Annotated in this window: 18 protein-coding genes and 1 other annotated feature; of the genes, 17 read left to right on the top strand and 1 reads right to left on the bottom strand. The window is 37.9% G+C overall.

The features are described from left to right. Positions 1 to 5 precede the first annotated feature (5 nt). From VCHSUH04_RS05540 to VCHSUH04_RS05530, 3 genes are read left to right on the top strand one after another with little or no spacing between them, the layout of a single operon-like run. Positions 6 to 1,235 (top strand): SufS family cysteine desulfurase, encoded by a 1,230-nt coding sequence (locus tag VCHSUH04_RS05540; RefSeq protein WP_060924276.1) that lies wholly within the window; start codon positions 6 to 8, stop codon positions 1,233 to 1,235. A gap of 14 nt (positions 1,236 to 1,249) precedes the next feature. Further along, positions 1,250 to 1,675: a Fe-S cluster assembly sulfur transfer protein SufU gene (sufU, locus tag VCHSUH04_RS05535; protein ID WP_024066921.1), complete on the top strand. Its 426-nt coding sequence runs from the start codon at positions 1,250 to 1,252 to the stop codon at positions 1,673 to 1,675. 1 nt (position 1,676) lies between these two features. Beyond that, the gene (locus VCHSUH04_RS05530; protein WP_105085696.1) at positions 1,677 to 2,360 is read left to right on the top strand and encodes an HAD hydrolase-like protein; all 684 of its coding nucleotides are present in this window, start codon (positions 1,677 to 1,679) and stop codon (positions 2,358 to 2,360) included. A gap of 108 nt (positions 2,361 to 2,468) precedes the next feature. On the opposite strand, the gene VCHSUH04_RS05525 is transcribed toward VCHSUH04_RS05530, so the two are convergent. Further along, a complete protein-coding gene (locus VCHSUH04_RS05525) occupies positions 2,469 to 2,975 on the bottom strand; it encodes an S-adenosylmethionine decarboxylase family protein (RefSeq protein ID WP_005386379.1) in 507 nt (168 codons plus the stop codon). Positions 2,976 to 3,189: 214 nt separating this feature from the next. On the opposite strand from VCHSUH04_RS05525, the gene VCHSUH04_RS05520 reads away from it, so the two are divergent. The 14 genes from VCHSUH04_RS05520 (at position 3,190) to sigH (ending at position 18,617) form a co-directional block, all read left to right on the top strand. Continuing rightward, positions 3,190 to 3,669 (top strand): CtsR family transcriptional regulator, encoded by a 480-nt coding sequence (locus VCHSUH04_RS05520; RefSeq protein WP_105085695.1) that lies wholly within the window; start codon positions 3,190 to 3,192, stop codon positions 3,667 to 3,669. A gap of 48 nt (positions 3,670 to 3,717) precedes the next feature. Further along, complete coding sequence (locus VCHSUH04_RS05515; protein WP_233188284.1) at positions 3,718 to 4,215, top strand: UvrB/UvrC motif-containing protein; 498 nt, start codon at positions 3,718 to 3,720, stop codon at positions 4,213 to 4,215. A gap of 12 nt (positions 4,216 to 4,227) precedes the next feature. Further along, positions 4,228 to 5,289 carry a protein arginine kinase gene (locus VCHSUH04_RS05510; protein ID WP_105085693.1) on the top strand — a complete coding sequence of 354 codons (1,062 nt, stop codon included), beginning with the start codon at positions 4,228 to 4,230 and terminating at the stop codon, positions 5,287 to 5,289. Between the two features lie 109 nt (positions 5,290 to 5,398). Beyond that, entirely contained in the window at positions 5,399 to 7,846 is a 2,448-nt protein-coding gene (locus VCHSUH04_RS05505; protein ID WP_105085692.1) for an ATP-dependent Clp protease ATP-binding subunit, read from the top strand. Between the two features lie 169 nt (positions 7,847 to 8,015). Continuing rightward, complete coding sequence (radA, locus tag VCHSUH04_RS05500; protein WP_105085691.1) at positions 8,016 to 9,389, top strand: DNA repair protein RadA; 1,374 nt, start codon at positions 8,016 to 8,018, stop codon at positions 9,387 to 9,389. A 15-nt stretch (positions 9,390 to 9,404) separates the two neighbouring features. Then, complete coding sequence (locus VCHSUH04_RS05495; protein WP_105085690.1) at positions 9,405 to 10,556, top strand: PIN/TRAM domain-containing protein; 1,152 nt, start codon at positions 9,405 to 9,407, stop codon at positions 10,554 to 10,556. Next, a complete protein-coding gene (gene ispD / locus VCHSUH04_RS05490) occupies positions 10,540 to 11,715 on the top strand; it encodes a 2-C-methyl-D-erythritol 4-phosphate cytidylyltransferase (RefSeq protein WP_105085689.1) in 1,176 nt (391 codons plus the stop codon). Before VCHSUH04_RS05495 ends, ispD begins: the two co-directional genes overlap by 17 nt. 2 nt (positions 11,716 to 11,717) lie before the next feature. After that, complete coding sequence (gene gltX, locus VCHSUH04_RS05485) at positions 11,718 to 13,187, top strand: glutamate--tRNA ligase (protein WP_105085688.1); 1,470 nt, start codon at positions 11,718 to 11,720, stop codon at positions 13,185 to 13,187. Positions 13,188 to 13,320: 133 nt separating this feature from the next. Next, the gene (locus VCHSUH04_RS05480; RefSeq protein WP_233188282.1) at positions 13,321 to 14,274 is read left to right on the top strand and encodes a bile acid:sodium symporter family protein; all 954 of its coding nucleotides are present in this window, start codon (positions 13,321 to 13,323) and stop codon (positions 14,272 to 14,274) included. 157 nt (positions 14,275 to 14,431) lie between these two features. Then, positions 14,432 to 14,637: a binding site (T-box leader), on the top strand. Between the two features lie 49 nt (positions 14,638 to 14,686). Then, complete coding sequence (gene cysS / locus VCHSUH04_RS05475; RefSeq protein ID WP_105085686.1) at positions 14,687 to 16,135, top strand: cysteine--tRNA ligase; 1,449 nt, start codon at positions 14,687 to 14,689, stop codon at positions 16,133 to 16,135. Then, a complete protein-coding gene (locus VCHSUH04_RS05470; RefSeq protein ID WP_105085685.1) occupies positions 16,125 to 16,601 on the top strand; it encodes a Mini-ribonuclease 3 in 477 nt (158 codons plus the stop codon). The genes cysS and VCHSUH04_RS05470 overlap by 11 nt, the downstream gene beginning before the upstream one ends. Position 16,602: 1 nt before the next feature. Then, positions 16,603 to 17,334: a 23S rRNA (guanosine(2251)-2'-O)-methyltransferase RlmB gene (gene rlmB, locus VCHSUH04_RS05465; protein WP_105085684.1), complete on the top strand. Its 732-nt coding sequence runs from the start codon at positions 16,603 to 16,605 to the stop codon at positions 17,332 to 17,334. A 2-nt stretch (positions 17,335 to 17,336) separates the two neighbouring features. Continuing rightward, positions 17,337 to 17,870 (top strand): NYN domain-containing protein, encoded by a 534-nt coding sequence (locus tag VCHSUH04_RS05460; RefSeq protein WP_004697429.1) that lies wholly within the window; start codon positions 17,337 to 17,339, stop codon positions 17,868 to 17,870. 72 nt (positions 17,871 to 17,942) lie between these two features. Then, positions 17,943 to 18,617 carry an RNA polymerase sporulation sigma factor SigH gene (gene sigH, locus VCHSUH04_RS05455; RefSeq protein WP_105085683.1) on the top strand — a complete coding sequence of 225 codons (675 nt, stop codon included), beginning with the start codon at positions 17,943 to 17,945 and terminating at the stop codon, positions 18,615 to 18,617. Positions 18,618 to 18,620 lie beyond the last annotated feature (3 nt).

Raw genomic sequence — 18,620 nt, 5'->3', positions numbered from 1 at the left:
TTTTTATGAGACCAATTGCAGAAGCATACAAAGACTTTCCTATACTACATAAAGAGCATAATGGGCACCGCGTTATCTATTTAGATAGCGGTGCTACTGCACAAATTCCACAATCCGTAATTGATCGTGTTGTGGAACATATGACACAACGTAATGGTAATCCACATCGTGGCTCTCATATTTTAGCTATTGAAGCGTCTGAAGACTATGAAAATGCACGTGATCGCGTAGTTGAATTTATCAATGCTCGTGAACGTGAAGAAGTTGTATTTACACGTAATAGTACAGAATCTATGAACTTGATTGCTCATAGCTATGGTCTTCATAATGTGAAGAAAGGTGACAAGATTGTCATTACTGTTGCGGAACATCATGCCAATCTTGTAACATGGCAATATGTAGCAGAACAAACAGGGGCAACCTTAGAATATATGTACCTTGATGAACATGGGCATTTAAAAGATGGTGAAATCAATAAAATTGATGAGAACACTAAAATTGTAGCCTTTGCTCATGTTAGTAACGTGCTTGGTATGGAATTCCCTGTAAAGGAATTAACTGAAAAAGCGCATTCCGTAGGTGCTGTAGTAGTTCTCGATGGTGCTCAATCTACACCTCATAAAAAAATTGATGTCCAAGAATTAGATTGTGATTTCTTCGTATTCTCTGGTCATAAAATGTGTGCATCTCAAGGTATTGGTGTACTTTATGGTAAACGTGAGTTATTAGAGGCTATGCCACCTTTCCTATTGGGCGGGGATATGATTGAATATGTAAAAGAACAAACTGCTACATTCAATGAGCTTCCATATAAGTTTGAAGCAGGTACACCAAATGCTGATGGTGCCGTTTCCTTGCATGCGGCAATTGATTATTTAGAATCCTTTGGCATGGATGCTATTGAGGCTTATGAGGAGGAATTAGTAGCATATATTCTTCCTAAAATTGTTGCATTGCCACATGTTCACGTGATTGGATCCCAAAATCCTAAGGAAAAACATGGTGTAATCGCGTTCACTGTAGATGATGTACATCCTCATGATGTAGCTACAATTTTGGACTCTAAAGGCATTTGTGTTCGTTCTGGACACCATTGTGCACAACCATTAGGTGCATTCTACAATGTATCTGCATCTACTCGTCTAAGCATGTACTTATATACTCGTAAGGAAGATTTAGATGCATTCCTAGAAGTATTAAAGACAGTTCGTTCAGTAATGGGTTTTAAAGATTAGGAGATTTACCATCAATGGAAATGGATCAATTATATACAGAACTTATTTTGGAACATAACCAAGATAAGCGTAATAAACATGAGTTAGCTCATTTTACAAATTCTGAACATGGCCATAACCCTAGTTGTGGTGATGATCTAACATTACAACTCAACGTAGAAGATGGCATTATCAAAGATGCTGCTTATACCGGCTCTGGTTGTGCTATCAGTCAAGCATCTGCATCTATGATGATTGATATTATTAAGGGGAAATCTGTTGAGGAAGCTCTTCGTTTGGTAGAAATTTTCTTAGGTATGATCAAAAAAGAAATTACCGATGAAAATGAGTTAGAAGAATTAGAAGATGCTATGGCATTGCAAAATATTTCTAACATGCCAGCACGTGTTAAGTGTGCGGTTCTTGCATGGCATACATTAAAAGAGGCTTTAAAGAAATAATATGAAGAAAACAATATTATTTGACTTAGATGGAACTTTAACTGACTCTCAAGAGGGTATTCTTAAAAGTATTAAATTTGCACTAGAACATTTCGGTTATGATGTGCCAGATGAAGAAACATTACAATTGTTTTTAGGACCACCATTGGTAGATGCTTTTCAAGAGCATTGTGGCATGACCTTTGACCAAGCGGAAGAAACGTACTTTAAATTCCGCGAACGATATGGTACAATCGGTAAATTTGAAAATCAAGTGTATCCGAATATTGTAGACTTGTTGGCTAAATGCAAAACAGAACAATATACTATTGCCGTTGCTACTGCAAAGCCTGAGCATTATGCTAAGGATATTTTAGATCACTTTGAATTAACACCTTACTTTGATGTAATTGTGGGGGCTAATTATGAAAGTGGTTTATTGCATAAAAAAGAGATTCTCGAAAAAGCTCTTAAACTTTGTGGCAATCCTTTAACTGATGAAAATGGTCGTCGTTTGGCCTTTATGGTAGGCGATCGTAAGTATGATGTAGAGGCAGCTAACGAACTTGGTTGTATTTCTATCGGCGTTACCTATGGTTATGGTACAGAAGCTGAACTAAAAGAAGCCGATGCAGAATACATCTGTGATGATGTTGATGAAATTGCTGATGTTCTCGATCTTGAAGAAATGATGATTCGTAGATAAGCAGCTATTATAAATAAAATATTAACCTTAAAAAGGCTAGAGGGATTTCCTCTAGCCTTTTTGTATCTATCTAATAAAAGGACTAACCAGTAAGGTTAGTCCTTTGTATTATTTTTTTAGACCGCTTTTTTTAGCTAATGTTTTGATAACCTTAGCACTTTGTTTTTTCAATTTGCCGCCTGTTTGTTTGAGTTGAATACGTGTACGAGAAACACGACCAAGTGTAGTGATCTTTGTTTTACGACGTGGCTTCATATCGCGTTCGTTACCAAAGTCGCCACGTTGTACACTTGTTGCTTTTACCTTTTCTGCTCTGAAAGATTTACGCAACGCTTTCATAATCAATGTGAGCGGTAAGGATTGTTCGAAGGAGTACAAATCAACAGCCACATAACCTAGCGCAGGATACGTGTGCAATGTAAAGTGAAAGCCTGGTGCAACAGATAGGAGGGCGATCTCCTCGTCCATAACTTGACAACTGATTTCATCAACATCAAGATCAGCTAAATCAAATGCGGTTGCTACACTTTCTTGTACAGCTGTAGCGGATGAGATTGCATCTTCATCGCAGGAATATAAATCAATTAACAGTTCTTGTCCTAATGCTTCTGCCATAACAACACCTTCTTTCATAAAAATATATCTCATTTATTATACCTATAATTTAAGATTAAGTCCAATTATAGGGGAATGTATTAAAAGGTCAAATGTATAGTATAAAAATTTGACCTTTATATTGACTAAAGTCAAAAAGTCAAATATAATAGATATATGTAAAAAGCAAATAGTCAAAATATATATTAAATAAAATGTTAAAGAGGTGTTTTTTATGAGTATGATAGCTGATAAAATAGAAAAGTTTATATTGGATCGTATGCGTGAAGAACAAGAGAAATTAATTTTAAAGCGTAATGAATTAGCTGATGAGTTAGATTGTGCACCTTCGCAAATTAGTTATGTTCTAAGTACGCGTTTTTCCAATGAGCGTGGGTTTGATGTGGAATCAAGACGTGGCCTAGGTGGATATATTCGAATTACAAAATTAAATCCAGAAAGTTCTGATTCTCTACCAGCTGTAACAACCTATCGTATTTATGAAGGTCAAAATACAGTGGATCGTTTAATTGATATAAAAGATGTAGACCAATCATTATTTCAATTACTACAAGCAGAAAAAATTACTCGTCGCGAAGCTCAATTAATGCATAATTCTTTTGCTACATTGATTGAGAATACCGATATTGAACATCGTAATGATGCAATTCGTGAGCTATACGCAACAATGGTGGATACACTACGGAAGGAGTGATGATCAGTGATATGTGATCATTGCCATAAAAATGAAGCTACTATCCATATGACAAATATTGTAAATAATCAGAAAACGGAACAACATTTGTGCAATACTTGTGCTACAGCACTACAACAAGAGGGAAAATTATCTCCCTATAGTTCTTTTATGACTGATATGTGGGATGATAGCTTCTTTACTAACGATTTCTTTAAAAACATGGTCTATCCTGATAACTTATTAAAATCTCATCAATCTAAACGGTGTCCTCAATGTGGTATTACTTATGATGAGTTTAATCGGGTAGGCAAGTTTGGTTGTGATACATGCTATGAAACCTTTGCTAGTGAAATAAAACCGTTATTACAACGTATTCAAGGTAGTTCTGAATATGAAGGGTCAGTTCCTAGTCATGGTAATAATGTGTTTAAAGCTAAGTATGAAGTTAAACAATTGCGTAATCAATTAGAGACGGCAATTCAAGCAGAGAAATTTGAAGATGCAGCTATTTTAAGGGACAAAATTAAAGAATTGGAAGCCATCATTGGTAGAGATAAAGAGTAGGAGGTTCTTATTATGTTAGATGTTATATTAGACTCTCCTCTAAGTCCTTGGTTACAGCATGATATAGATGCAACTGATCATATTGTTATTTCTAGTCGGATTCGATTAGCAAGAAACTTTGATGGTGTGCTTTTTACAAATCGAAATGATATGTCGTCATTAGAAAAAGTAAATTCTATTTCTAGAAGTTTGCTTAAACCCCTAAAAGACGTAGATGGACATCAATATTCCAATATTAACCTAGAGCAGTTAAGTCAAGGTGAGCGGGCTGTATTAGTAGAGAAACACTTAATGAGCCCTGCTCTTGAAGAAAAATTGCCATATCGTAACTTGGTTGTATCTGATGATGCATCTATTGTAATTATGGTGAATGAAGAAGATCATCTACGGATTCAATCAATGGCTTCTGGACTTCAATTGAAACGGGCCTATGACCATGCAGTGCAAATCGATAAGGCTATCGAAGCAAAGCATCCCTATGCTTTTGATGAACGCTTTGGGTATTTGACGGCATGCCCTACAAATGTGGGAACCGGATTAAGAGCATCTGTAATGCTACATTTGCCAGCCTTGACTATATCTGGAAAAATTACACGCCTCATTCGTAGTATTATTCAGTTGGGCTACTCTGTGCGTGGATTATATGGTGAAGGTTCAGAAGCATTAGGAAATATATATCAAATTTCTAACCAACGTACCATGGGTACTAGTGAAGAAGATACAATAGAACAATTAACAAAGATTGTAGAAGGCATAATTGCAGAAGAGCGCAAATCCCGTCAGTTATTATTACATAATGATAAAGAAGGGTTAGAAGATGTGTTATGGCGCTCTTATGGGGTTCTACAGAATGCACGCCGTGTAAATGGTAAAGAGGCCTTAACAAAGCTTAGTGATATCCAGTTAGGCGTTGACTTAAATATTTTACCTCAATGGGGTAAGGATTCCTTTAATGAGTTGATTGCTATAACTAGACCTAATTTCCTTTCAAAGTATGCAGGAAATGATGATCTAACAGATATTGAGCGTGATAGCTATCGTGCTAAAGTAATACGTCAAAAACTTTCAAAATAACATTAATTTTACAGATAATCAATTGATATTCCAATGGTGTTTCCCACCATTGTTTACATATATTTGAAGAGATACAATTACAATTTACATAGATAGATGAGGTGATATTATGATGCAACGGTTCACAGACGATGCACAGCGAGTCCTTTCTTTAGCACAAGAGGCTGCTTTAGAGCTAGGGCACGACTATGTGGGAACTGAACATGTACTCATCGGCCTTACAAAGGTTAAAAATAGTGTAGCTGCTAAGGCTTTAGAAGAGCTTGGCATAGTTACAGAAAATATTTTTGAAGCTGTAGAGAAGCATGTAGGTCGCGGTAATAAAAAAGCGAGCTCTATATACATGACCCCTCGGGTTAAATATATACTTGAACTTGCAGTTCAAATAGCAAACCGCATGAACCATAATTATGTAGGTACTGAGCATATTCTACTAGGCTTACTAAGTGATGGTAGCGGTGTTGCAGCTGCCATATTACAATCCATGGATGTTAGAACTAATGATATAGTAGATGCTATTCGTAATATTCTTGGTTCTAATTCCAAGGGCCATAATGATGGTCAAGAAGGCTCTCACGGAGATGGCGAATTAGGTGATTTATCTGATTTTGCCACAGATCTTAATGAGTCTGCAAAACAAGGTAAAATTGACCCTGTTATCGGTCGAGACACTGAGATTCAACGGGTTATTCAAATTCTAAGCCGTAGGACCAAAAATAATCCTGTTCTCATTGGTGAGCCTGGGGTAGGTAAGACTGCCATTGCTGAAGGTTTAGCGCAGCGTATTGTTACAGGTAATGTACCTGAGATTTTACGGAATAAGAGAATTATTTCCCTTAGTATAGGGGCTATGCTTGCCGGTGCTAAATACCGTGGCGAATTTGAAGAGCGTTTAAAAAAAGCTATTGATGAAGTTCAACAACATGATGATATGATTATCTTCATTGATGAAATTCATACATTAGTTGGAGCAGGTGCCACTGAAGGCGCTATGGATGCGGCAAATATCTTGAAACCAGCTTTGGCACGCGGTGAATTCCAAGTTATTGGCGCTACAACCCTTGATGAATATAAAAAGCATATTGAAAAAGATGCTGCCTTAGAGCGTCGTTTCCAACCTGTTCAAGTAGGGGAACCTAATGAAGAGGATGCTCTTGAAATCTTGAGAGGCTTACGAGATCGTTATGAGGCCTTCCATAAGGCTAAAATTACAGATGAAGCATTAAAAGCTGCTGTTACTTTATCTAGTAGATATATTACAGATCGATTTTTGCCGGATAAAGCTATCGATGTGGTTGATGAAGCTGCATCTAAGGTCCGTATGAAGGTATTTTCGGCGGCACCAGATGTTAAAGCTTTAGAAGACAGACTCAATTCGGTTAAGAAGGAAAAAGAAGCGGCTGTCACATCACAAGATTTTGAAAAGGCCGCTAAACTTCGTGATGAAGAGCAAGCTCTAGTTAAAGAAATCGATGATAAAAAATCTGTTGCTAAAGAAGAAAGTGATCAAAAACTAATTGTTACAGAAGATGATATTGCTGCTGTAGTATCTCAGTGGACTGGTATTCCGGTTGCAAAAATCGGAGAAGAAGAATCAGAAACCTTGCTTCATTTAGAAGATGAGTTACATAAACGCGTCATCGGTCAAGATGATGCTGTTACAGCTGTAGCAAAAGCTGTGCGCCGTGCAAGGGCTGGATTAAAGGATCCAAAACGTCCAATTGGTTCCTTCTTATTCCTTGGACCAACAGGGGTTGGTAAAACTGAGCTAGCAAGAGCGCTTGCATCCTCCTTGTTCGGCGATGAATCTGCTATGATTAGACTTGATATGTCTGAATATATGGAAAAACATACTGTTTCCCGTTTAGTTGGGGCACCTCCTGGATATGTAGGCTATGAAGAGGGAGGCCAATTGACTGATGCAGTTCGTCGTAAACCATATAGCGTTATTTTACTTGACGAAGTAGAAAAGGCTCATGCAGATTTCTTTAATATCTTATTACAAGTTCTTGATGATGGCCGTCTTACAGATAGTCAAGGGAGAACCGTAGACTTCAGAAATACGGTTATCATCATGACTAGTAACTTAGGTGCTAAAGCATTACATAAGAACTCTACAGAATTAGGTTTCTTGGCACCGAAAAAAGCAGAATCTCATGCACAAGATACTAAAGGTATAGATTTTAAAGATGCTAAGAAGTCTGTTCTGGATGCAGTAAAACGTCACTTCAGACCAGAGTTTTTAAATCGCATTGATGAGATGATTGTATTCCATCCATTAACTGAAGAGGACTTAACAAAAATTGTAATAATTTTGATGAGTGATCTAATAAAACGTCTTGGAGAACGTGATTTACAATTAGAAATTACACCTGAGGCTATGAAATTACTCGTTAAAGAAGGTTCCGATTTTACTATGGGTGCTCGGCCTTTAAAACGCGCTATTCAACGCTTAATTGAGGACCCTGTATCCGATCTTATTTTGAAAGGAGAGGCGATAGCAGGCAAAACTATTAAAGCAGATGCAAAGGATAGCGATATTGTTGTAACGATTTAATATAAATACAAAAATAAATAGTTAATGACTACCTTTCATATAAATTATATGGCTTAAATGGTATACTATAGAATAATGATAGTAACCATGTAGTAAAATTATGCATAAAAGGTCATGAATGGTTATCATTCATGACCTTTTTTATCTTTTATAACAGTTTTGAGGTATTATGGCAAAAGCAAAATCAGTATTCTTCTGTCAAAATTGTGGAGCAGAATCTTCTAAGTGGATGGGACGTTGTCCACAATGTGGTGAGTGGAATACATTAGTTGAAGAGATAATTAAAGAAACTAAACATAGCCGAACACCTTCACGAGGTGTGGGAAATCAAACAACAAAACCAACAGCTTTATCAGATATTGAAATTTCATCTATCGCTCGTGTATCTACTACCTTTGGTGAAATCGACCGCGTATTAGGTGGAGGTATAGTACCTGGTGCATTAATGCTATTAGGTGGCGATCCAGGTATTGGTAAATCTACACTTTTATTGCAAGTCTCTCAAAAGGTAGCAGATACTGTAGGTACTGTTCTCTATGCATCAGGGGAAGAGTCTCAGTTACAACTTAAGCTTCGGGCAGAACGACTACATATCAATAGTGAGCGACTACAAGTTATTGCTGATACAGATTTAGATCATATCTTAGAGCAAGCTGATGCAATGACGCCTTCATTGTTAGTTATCGACTCCATTCAAACCATGTATACCGGAGATATCGATGCTGCCCCAGGTAGTGTTAGTCAAGTGCGAGAATGTACATCTCGACTTCTTCGCTTTTGTAAGGAACGCAATATTCCGACGGTTATAATTGGTCATGTCACAAAAGAAGGCAATATCGCAGGCCCACGTATGTTAGAACATATGGTGGATGTAGTGCTTTATTTTGAAGGCGAACGGTCTTACCAATTCCGTATTTTGCGCTCTATTAAGAATCGTTTTGGCTCTACATCTGAAACAGGTATCTTTGCCATGGTTGAGGAAGGGTTACAAGAGTTATCTAATCCATCAGCTTCCTTATTGGCAGAACGATCTGATGAGGAAAGCGGCAGCGCCGTTATGATTTATCTTGAAGGGGTTCGTCCTATCCTTGTAGAGGTACAAAGCCTTGTTGTTACGACTGCTTTCGGTATGCCTAGAAGGACGGCAATCGGTTATGACCTTAATCGTTTAATAGTACTTTTGGCAGTATTAGAAAAACGTTGTGGTTTTACATTAGGTAATAAGGACGTGTACGTTAACGTTATTGGTGGTCTCAAGGTAAATGAACCCGCTTGTGACTTGTCTATGGCCGTTGCGATCGTATCTAATTTAAAAAATCGCATTGTTCCTACGGATATGGTCATTTTAGGTGAAGTAGGACTCACTGGTAATGTTCGTAGCATTCCACGCATCGAGCAGCGTATCAATGAAGCTAAGAAATTAGGCTTTAAAAAGTTTATTATCCCTGAAGGCAATTATAAACAAATCAAGGATAATGATAGTTCTATCAAGATTAGAGGCGTTAAATCTATTCAAGAGGCAATGCAGTTGGTATTTTCTTAATTAGGAGGTGATGTAATGATTTATCGGATTTTGCGCTATGTAATAGCTATTCTTGTGGGCACAGCGGCCTATGTTGGAATGGATAGCTTAGCACCTATTATCGACCCATATTTGGTTTCTCAATTTGAGTCCTTTGGGGATATGTCATTGACCATTGCACGTATTTCAGTATTAATTTTTGGTACTCTATTAGGCGTTATTATTGGGTATTTAATTTCTTCATTTATTTTAAAACAAGGCTTAGTCATTGCTAAACGTTTAGAACGCATTCTTACTCATATTCCAAATCAAGAATTGATTGCAGGCACCATCGGTTTATTATTCGGTCTTATTATTGCAAATTTAATTGGTGTTGCATTCAATCAAGTACCTATTATAGGACCTTATATTCCTATTATATTGAGTGCTATCTTTGGATATAGTGGCCTTAAAATTATGGCTCGTAAAGGCCCTGAAATGTACAATAACTATGTACAACAATGGGGTGGAGAAGGCACTAAAAAAACAAGTCGTTTTAAAATGTTCTCTACTCATAAATCTGATAAAACTACGAGCACACCAAAACTACTAGATACATCTGTTATTATTGATGGACGCATTAAGGAACTATGTAATACAGGATTTATTGAAGGCCCTCTAATGGTTCCCCTCTTTGTATTGAATGAGTTACAAATTATTTCTGACTCTGCTGATGCTACAAAGCGAAATCGCGGTCGTCGTGGCCTCGATATTTTGAAAGAGATGCAAGATGCTAACAAGGTAGCTATTGAAGTGGTAGAAGATGATTATGATGATCTTACAGAAGTAGATTCTAAATTAATGCGTCTTGCTTTGGATAAGCAGTGGAAGTTGATGACTAATGACTTCAACTTAAATAAGGTGGCTCGAGTGCAAGGCATTGAGGTGCTTAATCTGAATGAATTAGCCAATGTACTGAAACCAGCCCTCATTGCAGGCGAATGGATTCGCGTGCAAATTATGAAAGAAGGTAAGGAGGTACATCAAGGTGTTGCTTATCTCGACGATGGTACCATGATTGTCGTTGAAGATGGTAAACCTTATGTAGGTCAAACTGTAGAGGTTATGGTTACATCTATCTTACAAACTAGTGCTGGTCGCATGATCTTTGCTCGTGTAGATGGAGGACAAAATGGACAAGGTAATTAGTTGTATTGTTCTCGCCGCTGGTGCAGGGCGTCGCATGGGGTACAAAGAAAATAAGATATTTATCCCTTTGGGACGATTCTCTATTATTCAGCGTACATTACAAAATGTAGCAAATGTTGATGGCTTGAATGAAATTATTCTTGTTGTAGCTGAAGGCGACCGAGAATATATGACAAAACATATTAAGGAGTTGGAGTTGGCTGTTCCCGTACACATCGTACTGGGTGGAAAAGAACGGCAAGATTCTGTAGCTTGTGGCCTTAAGGCTGTATCAGCGGATACCAATATTGTTCTTGTTCATGATGGAGCGCGACCTTTAGCCTCTACAGAAATGTTTAATAATGTTGCTGACGCGGCTAATACCTATGGAGCGGCTACTGTAGGTGTTCCTGCTACAGATACCATTAAACGGGTTGATATGGATCATAATGTTCTAGAAACATTACAGCGCAGTGAGTTATACCAAATTCAAACGCCACAAGGCTTTCAAAAAGAGTTATTTGTAGAGGCTCATCAAGCGGCATATGAAACTAAGTATCTTGGTACTGATGATGTATCACTAGCTGAGTATGTAGGTAAGCCTGTGCATATAGTTGAAGGGGATTATTGTAATATTAAAGTGACAACACCAAATGATATTGCAGTAGCTAAACGATATTTAGGAATTGAGGATACACGTATGCGCGTTGGATTTGGTTATGATATTCATCAATTAAAAGCAGGTCGCCCATGTATTCTTGGCGGTGTTCATATCGAATCTGAACTCGGCCCTGATGGTCATTCCGATGCGGATGTTCTCATTCACGCATTGATGGATGCTATGTTAGGTGCTGCAGGTTTGCGCGATATTGGATATTATTTCCCGCCTGAAGATGACCAGTATAAAGGGATTTCTAGCATGCTTTTACTAGAAAAGGTTAATTCCTTATTGAAAGAACGTGGGTTACAAGCCTATAATATAGATATTATGGTTATTTCAGAGACACCTAAGTTAAAGCCACACATCGACACGATGAAGGCTAACTTACAATCTGTTTTAGAAATACCATTAGAACGTATTAGTATTAAAGCGACAACAAATGAAATGCTTGGTGCCATCGGGCGCCGTGAAGGCATTGCTGCACAAGCTGTCGTTTCTGTATATGAAGGAGAGGTATAATCATGAGTTCCATGAAAGTTCGTTTTGCTCCAAGCCCTACGGGTCCATTCCACATTGGTGGCGCTCGTTCTGCTTTGTTTAACTGGCTATTAGCACGTAAAGAAAAAGGCACATTTGTATTGCGTATTGAAGATACAGATTTGGCTCGTTCTACCCGTGAAAGTGAAGAAAATATCAAAGCTTCCTTGCAATGGCTTGGCATGAACTGGGATGAAGGCATTGATGTAGGTGGCGATAATGGTCCTTACCGTCAAACAGAACGTCTTGACTTATATAAAGAAGTAACACAACGTTTGTTGGACGAAGGCAAAGCATATGAATGCTATTGCACACCTGAAGAATTAGATGCTGTTCGCCAAGAACAAATGGATCGTGGTGAAACACCTAAATATAATGGCCATTGCCAACACTTAGATGAAGAAACAAAGGCTAAATATATTGCAGAAGGTCGTAAACCAACCATTCGCTTGCGCGTTCCTTTGAATAAAACATATGCTTTCGATGATATGGTACGTGGTCATGTATCCTTTGAATCCAATGGTGTAGGTGACTTTGTAATTGTAAAATCTGATGGTATTCCTGTATATAACTTTGCCGTAGTAATGGATGACCATATGATGGGTATTACTCACGTTATTCGTGCAGAGGAACATTTATCTAATACTCCACGTCAAATGGCTATTTATGAAGCACTAGGCTGGGAAATACCTAAGTTTGGTCACATTTCCTTGATTCTTGGCAAAGATTACAAAAAAATGTCCAAACGCCATGGTGCTACATCTGTTGAACAATACAAACAATTGGGCTATTTGCCAGAAGCACTTGTAAACTTCTTGGCGCTTCTTGGTTGGGCTCCAGAAGGGGAAGAAGAATTTTTCACACAAGATGAATTGATTCAAGCCTTCTCCATGGATCGCGTAGCTAAAAACCCTGCTGTATTCGATATTGATAAATTGAACCATATCAACTTCCACTATATGAAAAACTTAAGCGATGAAGAGTTATTCCATCTTTGCTTGCCTCATTTGAAAGAGGTTGGTTTGGCACCAGATAGCTTAAATCAGGCGGATATCGATTGGTTGACATTATTATGCTCTACATTCCGCGACCATATTAGCTATGGTGCTCAAATTAAAGATCACGTAGGCATGTTCATGGGCGAAACTGTATTCCTTGAAGAAGGTCACGAAGAGGAATTGCGTGCTGTATTAAATGAAGAAACAGCACCAACCGTTCTCGGCGCATTCCGCAATGCATTGGCTGAACTTGATGAAATTACGCCTGATGTTGTAAAAGCAACAATTAAAGCAGTCATGAAAGAAACTGCTTTAAAAGGTAAATTCGTATTTATGCCTATCCGCGTTGCCTTAACAGGTCAAATGCATGGTCCAGATTTGAATAATATTGTTACATTGCTTGGCAAAGAAAAATGCTTACATCGTTTAGATAATGTCAGTGCTTTAACAAAATAGTAACGTAAGTTAATTTAAAAGCTCTCATAGCTATGGTTATGAGAGCTTTTTTATATATATTGAGATTATTCTATAGAAATGCTATAATAATCGGCGTCTTTTATTTTTATTTATTATGAAAGTGAGTGCTTTTATGAGTATTATTCGTTCTCTTAATCACTTATTCAATAGCTATCTTTCATGGATAGTGCTATTGATGGCAGTGTTAGCGTATTTATTACCAACTGTATTTTCTTGGATGACGCCGTACATTGCGTACATGCTACAATTTGTAATGTTTGCCATGGGGCTAACATTAACAGCTCAAGTGTTCCTTGATGTATTTAAGCAACCGATGAAAGTTATCCTTGTATCTGTTATCCAATTCTTATGGATGCCATTAGCAGGTTTCTTGGTAGCCCTAATCTTTAATTTCCCACCAGAAATTGGTATCGGATTCATCCTGTTAGGTGCATGTCCTGGTGGTACTGCTTCTAATGTTATGACATTCCTTGCAAATGGTAATGTTCCATTATCCGTATCTGCAACGACTGTTTCTACATTATTGGCTCCAGTATTAACACCTTTATTCGTTGTATTGTATGCAGGTGCCACATCTTCTATTGAAATTCAATTCATGCCGATGTTTATTTCTATCGTAAAAATCGTATTGGTACCAATCATCTTAGGTATCGTATTGAATTACTTCATTGGCTCTAAAATTGAACCTGTTAAAGATGTATGTCCTACAATTGCGGCTATTGCAGTATTGCTCATTTTGGCTGCTGTTACAGCAGTAAATCAAAAACAAATTGCTGAAACAGGCTTTATCATCTTTGTTGCTTGTTTAGTACAAAATGTGAGTGGTTATATTGTAACGTACTTTATATGTAAGGCTTTGAGCATCGATATTTCTTCTCGCCGTGCAATGCAAATCGAAGTAGCAATGCAAAATTCTGCATTATCCGTATCTTTAGCACTTAAACATTTTACTCCTCAAGCGGCAGTAGCAGGTGCAGTATTCTCTATCATTCATAACTTTACAGGATCTATCTTTGCAGGTATTTGCCGAAAACATGATGATCAAGAAAAATTGGAAAATGCTTAATAGTTAATTCATCATCCTCATCTTTCAAATTTATATCCGAAATATGCATGTCTAATACATTATTTGGATATATTGAAAGATGAGGGTTTTCTTGTTTTCATTGACATTTTATAGGAAAATTGATACAATATCTCTATATCTGAATATGGATTTAATAGTAAAAGCTGAGACTGAAAGAAGTACTCTACAACTAACTTTTTAGCGAGAACCGATGGTGGGAGGGTTCAAGGATAGGTAGGCGAAATGCATTCACGAGCTGACATTCCGATTATAGGTAGGTTTGTCCGGTGACGCGCCGTTATGCGATGAGTGGGTACTACATTGGTACCTAACAGAGTGGAACCGCGGACCATCGTCTCTGTATGAGATGAGGGGTCTTTTTTATTTTACGAAGATGGAGGCATCGGTAACGATGAGAGAAATTACAGTTTATAATACTATGACGCGCCAAAAAGAGGTGTTCAACCCTGTAACACCAGGTGAGGCAAAGATGTACGTATGTGGTGTTACACCATATAACCATCCTCACATTGGCAATGCACGTCCATTTGTAACTTGGGACGTAATTCGTCGCTATATGAAACATGTAGGCTATAAAGTAACTTATGTACAAAACTTTACTGATGTGGATGACAAAATCATCAATACATCCAATGGTGAAGGCGTATCTTGGGATACTATTGCAAATCGTTATATCGACAGCTATTTCGAAGTAATGGATGCCCTTGGTGTACAACGTGCTGATATTTATCCTCGTGTTTCTACACATATCGAAGACATTATTGCTATGATCTCTACATTGATTGAAAAAGGCTTTGCCTATGAACTCGATGGTGATGTATATTATAGTGTTGATAAATTTGAACATTATGGCGAGTTATCTGGTCGTACCTTAGATGATATGGAAGCTGGTGCTCGTATCGAAGTTGATGGTCGTAAGAAAAATCCTATGGACTTTGCATTATGGAAGGCTGCAAAACCAGGCGAACCATATTGGGAAAGCCCTTGGGGTAATGGCCGTCCAGGTTGGCATATTGAATGTTCTGCCATGAGCCAAAAGTACTTAGGTACAGAATTTGACTTCCATGGTGGTGGTAGTGATTTGATCTTCCCACATCATGAAAATGAAATTGCTCAATCTGAAGGCTGCTCTGGTCAACATCCATCTGTACGCTATTGGTTACACAATGGTTTCATCACTATTAATTCTGAAAAAATGTCTAAATCATTGAATAACTTCTTCTTGGTAAAAGATATTTTAGAACAATATAGTCCAGATGCGTTACGTTACTTCTTGTTAAGTACACATTATCGTAGTCCATTAGATTTCTCTGATGAACGTTTAGAAGAAGCAAATAAATCCTTAGAACGTTTAAGTACAGCTATTGAAAATCTATTGTACCTTGAAAAATGTGAACCAGGTCCTTGTGATGAGGCTAAACATTTATTAGAAAAAGCTAAAGAGTATGAAGAAGAATTCGAAGCAGCAATGAGTGATGATTTCAATACTGCTTTAGCTACATCTAGCATGTTTGGTCTTGCTAAAGAAATCAATATCTATTACCAAGCTGTGACAGGCCGTGAAGGCGTTGTTTGCCAAGAAGCAATTGCTGAAGTTAAACGTATTTTCAAGTTCATGACAGAGGTTATTGGTATTCTTGAAAAAGCATGGGAAGGCAACACAGGTGCCAATGCTGCTGAATATGAAGAATTAATGCAGGTTATCTTGTCTGTACGTCAAGCATGTCGTGATCAAAAACAATGGGCACTAGCTGATTGTATCCGCGATCGTTTGGCTGAAATCGGTATTACTATTGAGGATTCTCCTCAAGGTGCACGGTGGAAAAAACGTGAAGTTTAAACAATTTCAATTCTTAAAGAATGAAGCGATAAAAAAGTTGACGGCTCTTGAACAAGAGCCGCTTCGTTTGCGTAAAAGAACTATAGAGGAATGCCTTAGTACAGATGCAGTTATGCTTGCCTATATTGGTGATGCAGTATACTCCATGTATGTGCGTGAACGAGTGGTACAAATGAATATAACGAAGGTGCAAGTGTTGCACACAATTGTTACCGAGTTTATTTGTGCTAAGTCACAAGCGAAGGTATTGGTAGAAATAGAGGATACTTTTACAGAACAAGAACAAGCTATTGCACGACGTGCTAGAAATAGTAGTGTGAATGTACCGAAAAGCAGTTCAGTTCAAGAATATCGTAGTAGTACGGCCTTTGAAGCAGTACTGGGATTTCTTTATGAAACGCGTCAAGATGAGCGATTACAAGATGTTATGAAGCAAGCCTTTTCAATAACTCTACGAGGTATGTAGTATGGATAATTATATTGTAGGTCGCAATGCAGTTAAAGAGGCCCTTAAAAGCGGGCGCTCTATTCAACGCATTATGGTCAGTGAAGATAAGGTTAAAACTGGTCTAGCTGATATTGTTGGTCTTGCTAAATCTCAAGGTATTGAAGTACGTCCAACGCCTATCAAACAAATGAATAAATATGATTTAGAGGTACCTCATCAAGGTGTTATAGCTCTTGTTTCTGCCGTTCAATTTAAAGAACTAGGTGAAGTGCTACAAGAGACGAATCATGAAGTGCCTTTGCTTATTTTAACAGATGGCGTTGAGGATCCTCATAACATGGGGGCTATCATTCGTACTGCTGAATGTGTGGGTGCTACAGCGGTACTTATTCCGAAGCGACATAATGCCCCTATTAATGCGACAGTTGCTAAAACATCAGCCGGTGCTATTGAACAAATTCCACTAGTGCAGGTTGGAAATGTAGCTCAAACCATTAAACAACTTCAAAAACAAGGCTTTTGGGTTATGGGAGCTCATATGGAAGGGGATCGCACTTTATATGAGGCAGATATGACAATTCCTACTGTTATCGTCATTGGTAACGAAGGAAAGGGCATTAGCCGCGTTGTGAAAGACGCATGTGATTTCCTCGTTACCATTCCTATGTATGGAAATTTAAATTCTTTGAATGCATCTGTGGCTGCTGCTGTTCTTATGTATGAAGCTGTGCGTCAGCGCCAAGCGAAATAATTATGCTAAAAGATATTTTAATTGTAGATGGATATAATGTGATATTCGCCTGGACTCATCTAAAGAAACTCGCTCATGAATCATTAGAACATGCCCGTATGGAGCTTCGAGATAGATTATTGAATTACGGAAAATTTAAGGGATACGAAGTTATCCTTGTATTTGATGGTAAATATACAAAATCTGGCGGTTCTGTAGAGGCTATTACGAGTGGATTCCTCGAAGTGTATACTGAGGACGGGGAAACGGCGGATTCCTTTATTGAGCGAGAGGTGTTTTTGCGAAAAGGCAAATACACCAATGTATATGTTGTGACCTCTGATGGAGCTGAACAAAATCAAATTCTTGGATCTGGAGGCTTGCGCATTCCAGCTCGAGAATTACAAAATATGATTCGCATAGCTAAGGAAGAGGAACGACTACAATACGCTCATGAACATAGACGAGATCAATTTAGCTTGCGACGTAATGAAGTAGGAGGGTTATTATCTCCTGAAGTAGCTGAAAAGCTAGAGAAATTACGGCGTGGCCATTGATAGTTGAAAATCACATATAGTTCCAGTATAATGAATATATTGGTTTTTCTGCTCAATTGTAAGGAGGAGCATATGAACACAATTCATACAGGCAAGCCCGATTACAATTTCAAAGAAATGACCGATGAGCAAGTTGTGGTCATAGCTCAAGAAGAGCAAAATGAGTTTGCAATCGATTATATTGTTAATAAATATAAAAACTTTGTTCGTGCAAAGGCGCGCTCTTACTTTTTAGTAGGCGCAGATCGTGAAGACATCATTCAAGAAGGGATGATTGGTCTTTATAAGGCTACGCGGGATTTTAAACATGATAAATTGGCGTCCTTTAGAGCTTTTGCGGAGCTTTGTATAACTAGACAGATTATTACGGCTATTAAGTCGGCTACTAGACAAAAACATGCGCCTTTAAATTCCTATGTATCTTTAAATAAACCAGTTTATACAGAGGAATCAGAGCGTACATTGATCGAGATGCTATCTTCAGCAAAGGTTACCAATCCTGAGGACCTTATTATCAGCCAAGAGGAATTGGATGATATTGAGCGCAATATTGGTCATATTTTAAGTGAACTCGAGTGGGAGGTCTTGGAAGGATATCTAGACGGACGTTCTTACCAAGAAATGGCTGAGGTCACTGATCGCAGTGTCAAATCTATAGACAATGCGTTGCAAAGGGTTAAACGTAAATTAGAGAAGTATTTAGAACATCGGGTTTTGGATTCTCCAAGAACCACACAGGAAGGATGACAG

The sequence above is a fragment of the Veillonella sp. T14073-2 genome (assembly GCF_002959875.1).
In the GTDB taxonomy this organism is placed as follows: domain Bacteria; phylum Bacillota; class Negativicutes; order Veillonellales; family Veillonellaceae; genus Veillonella; species Veillonella infantium.
This window is presented reverse-complemented; position numbering and strand designations above follow the sequence as displayed.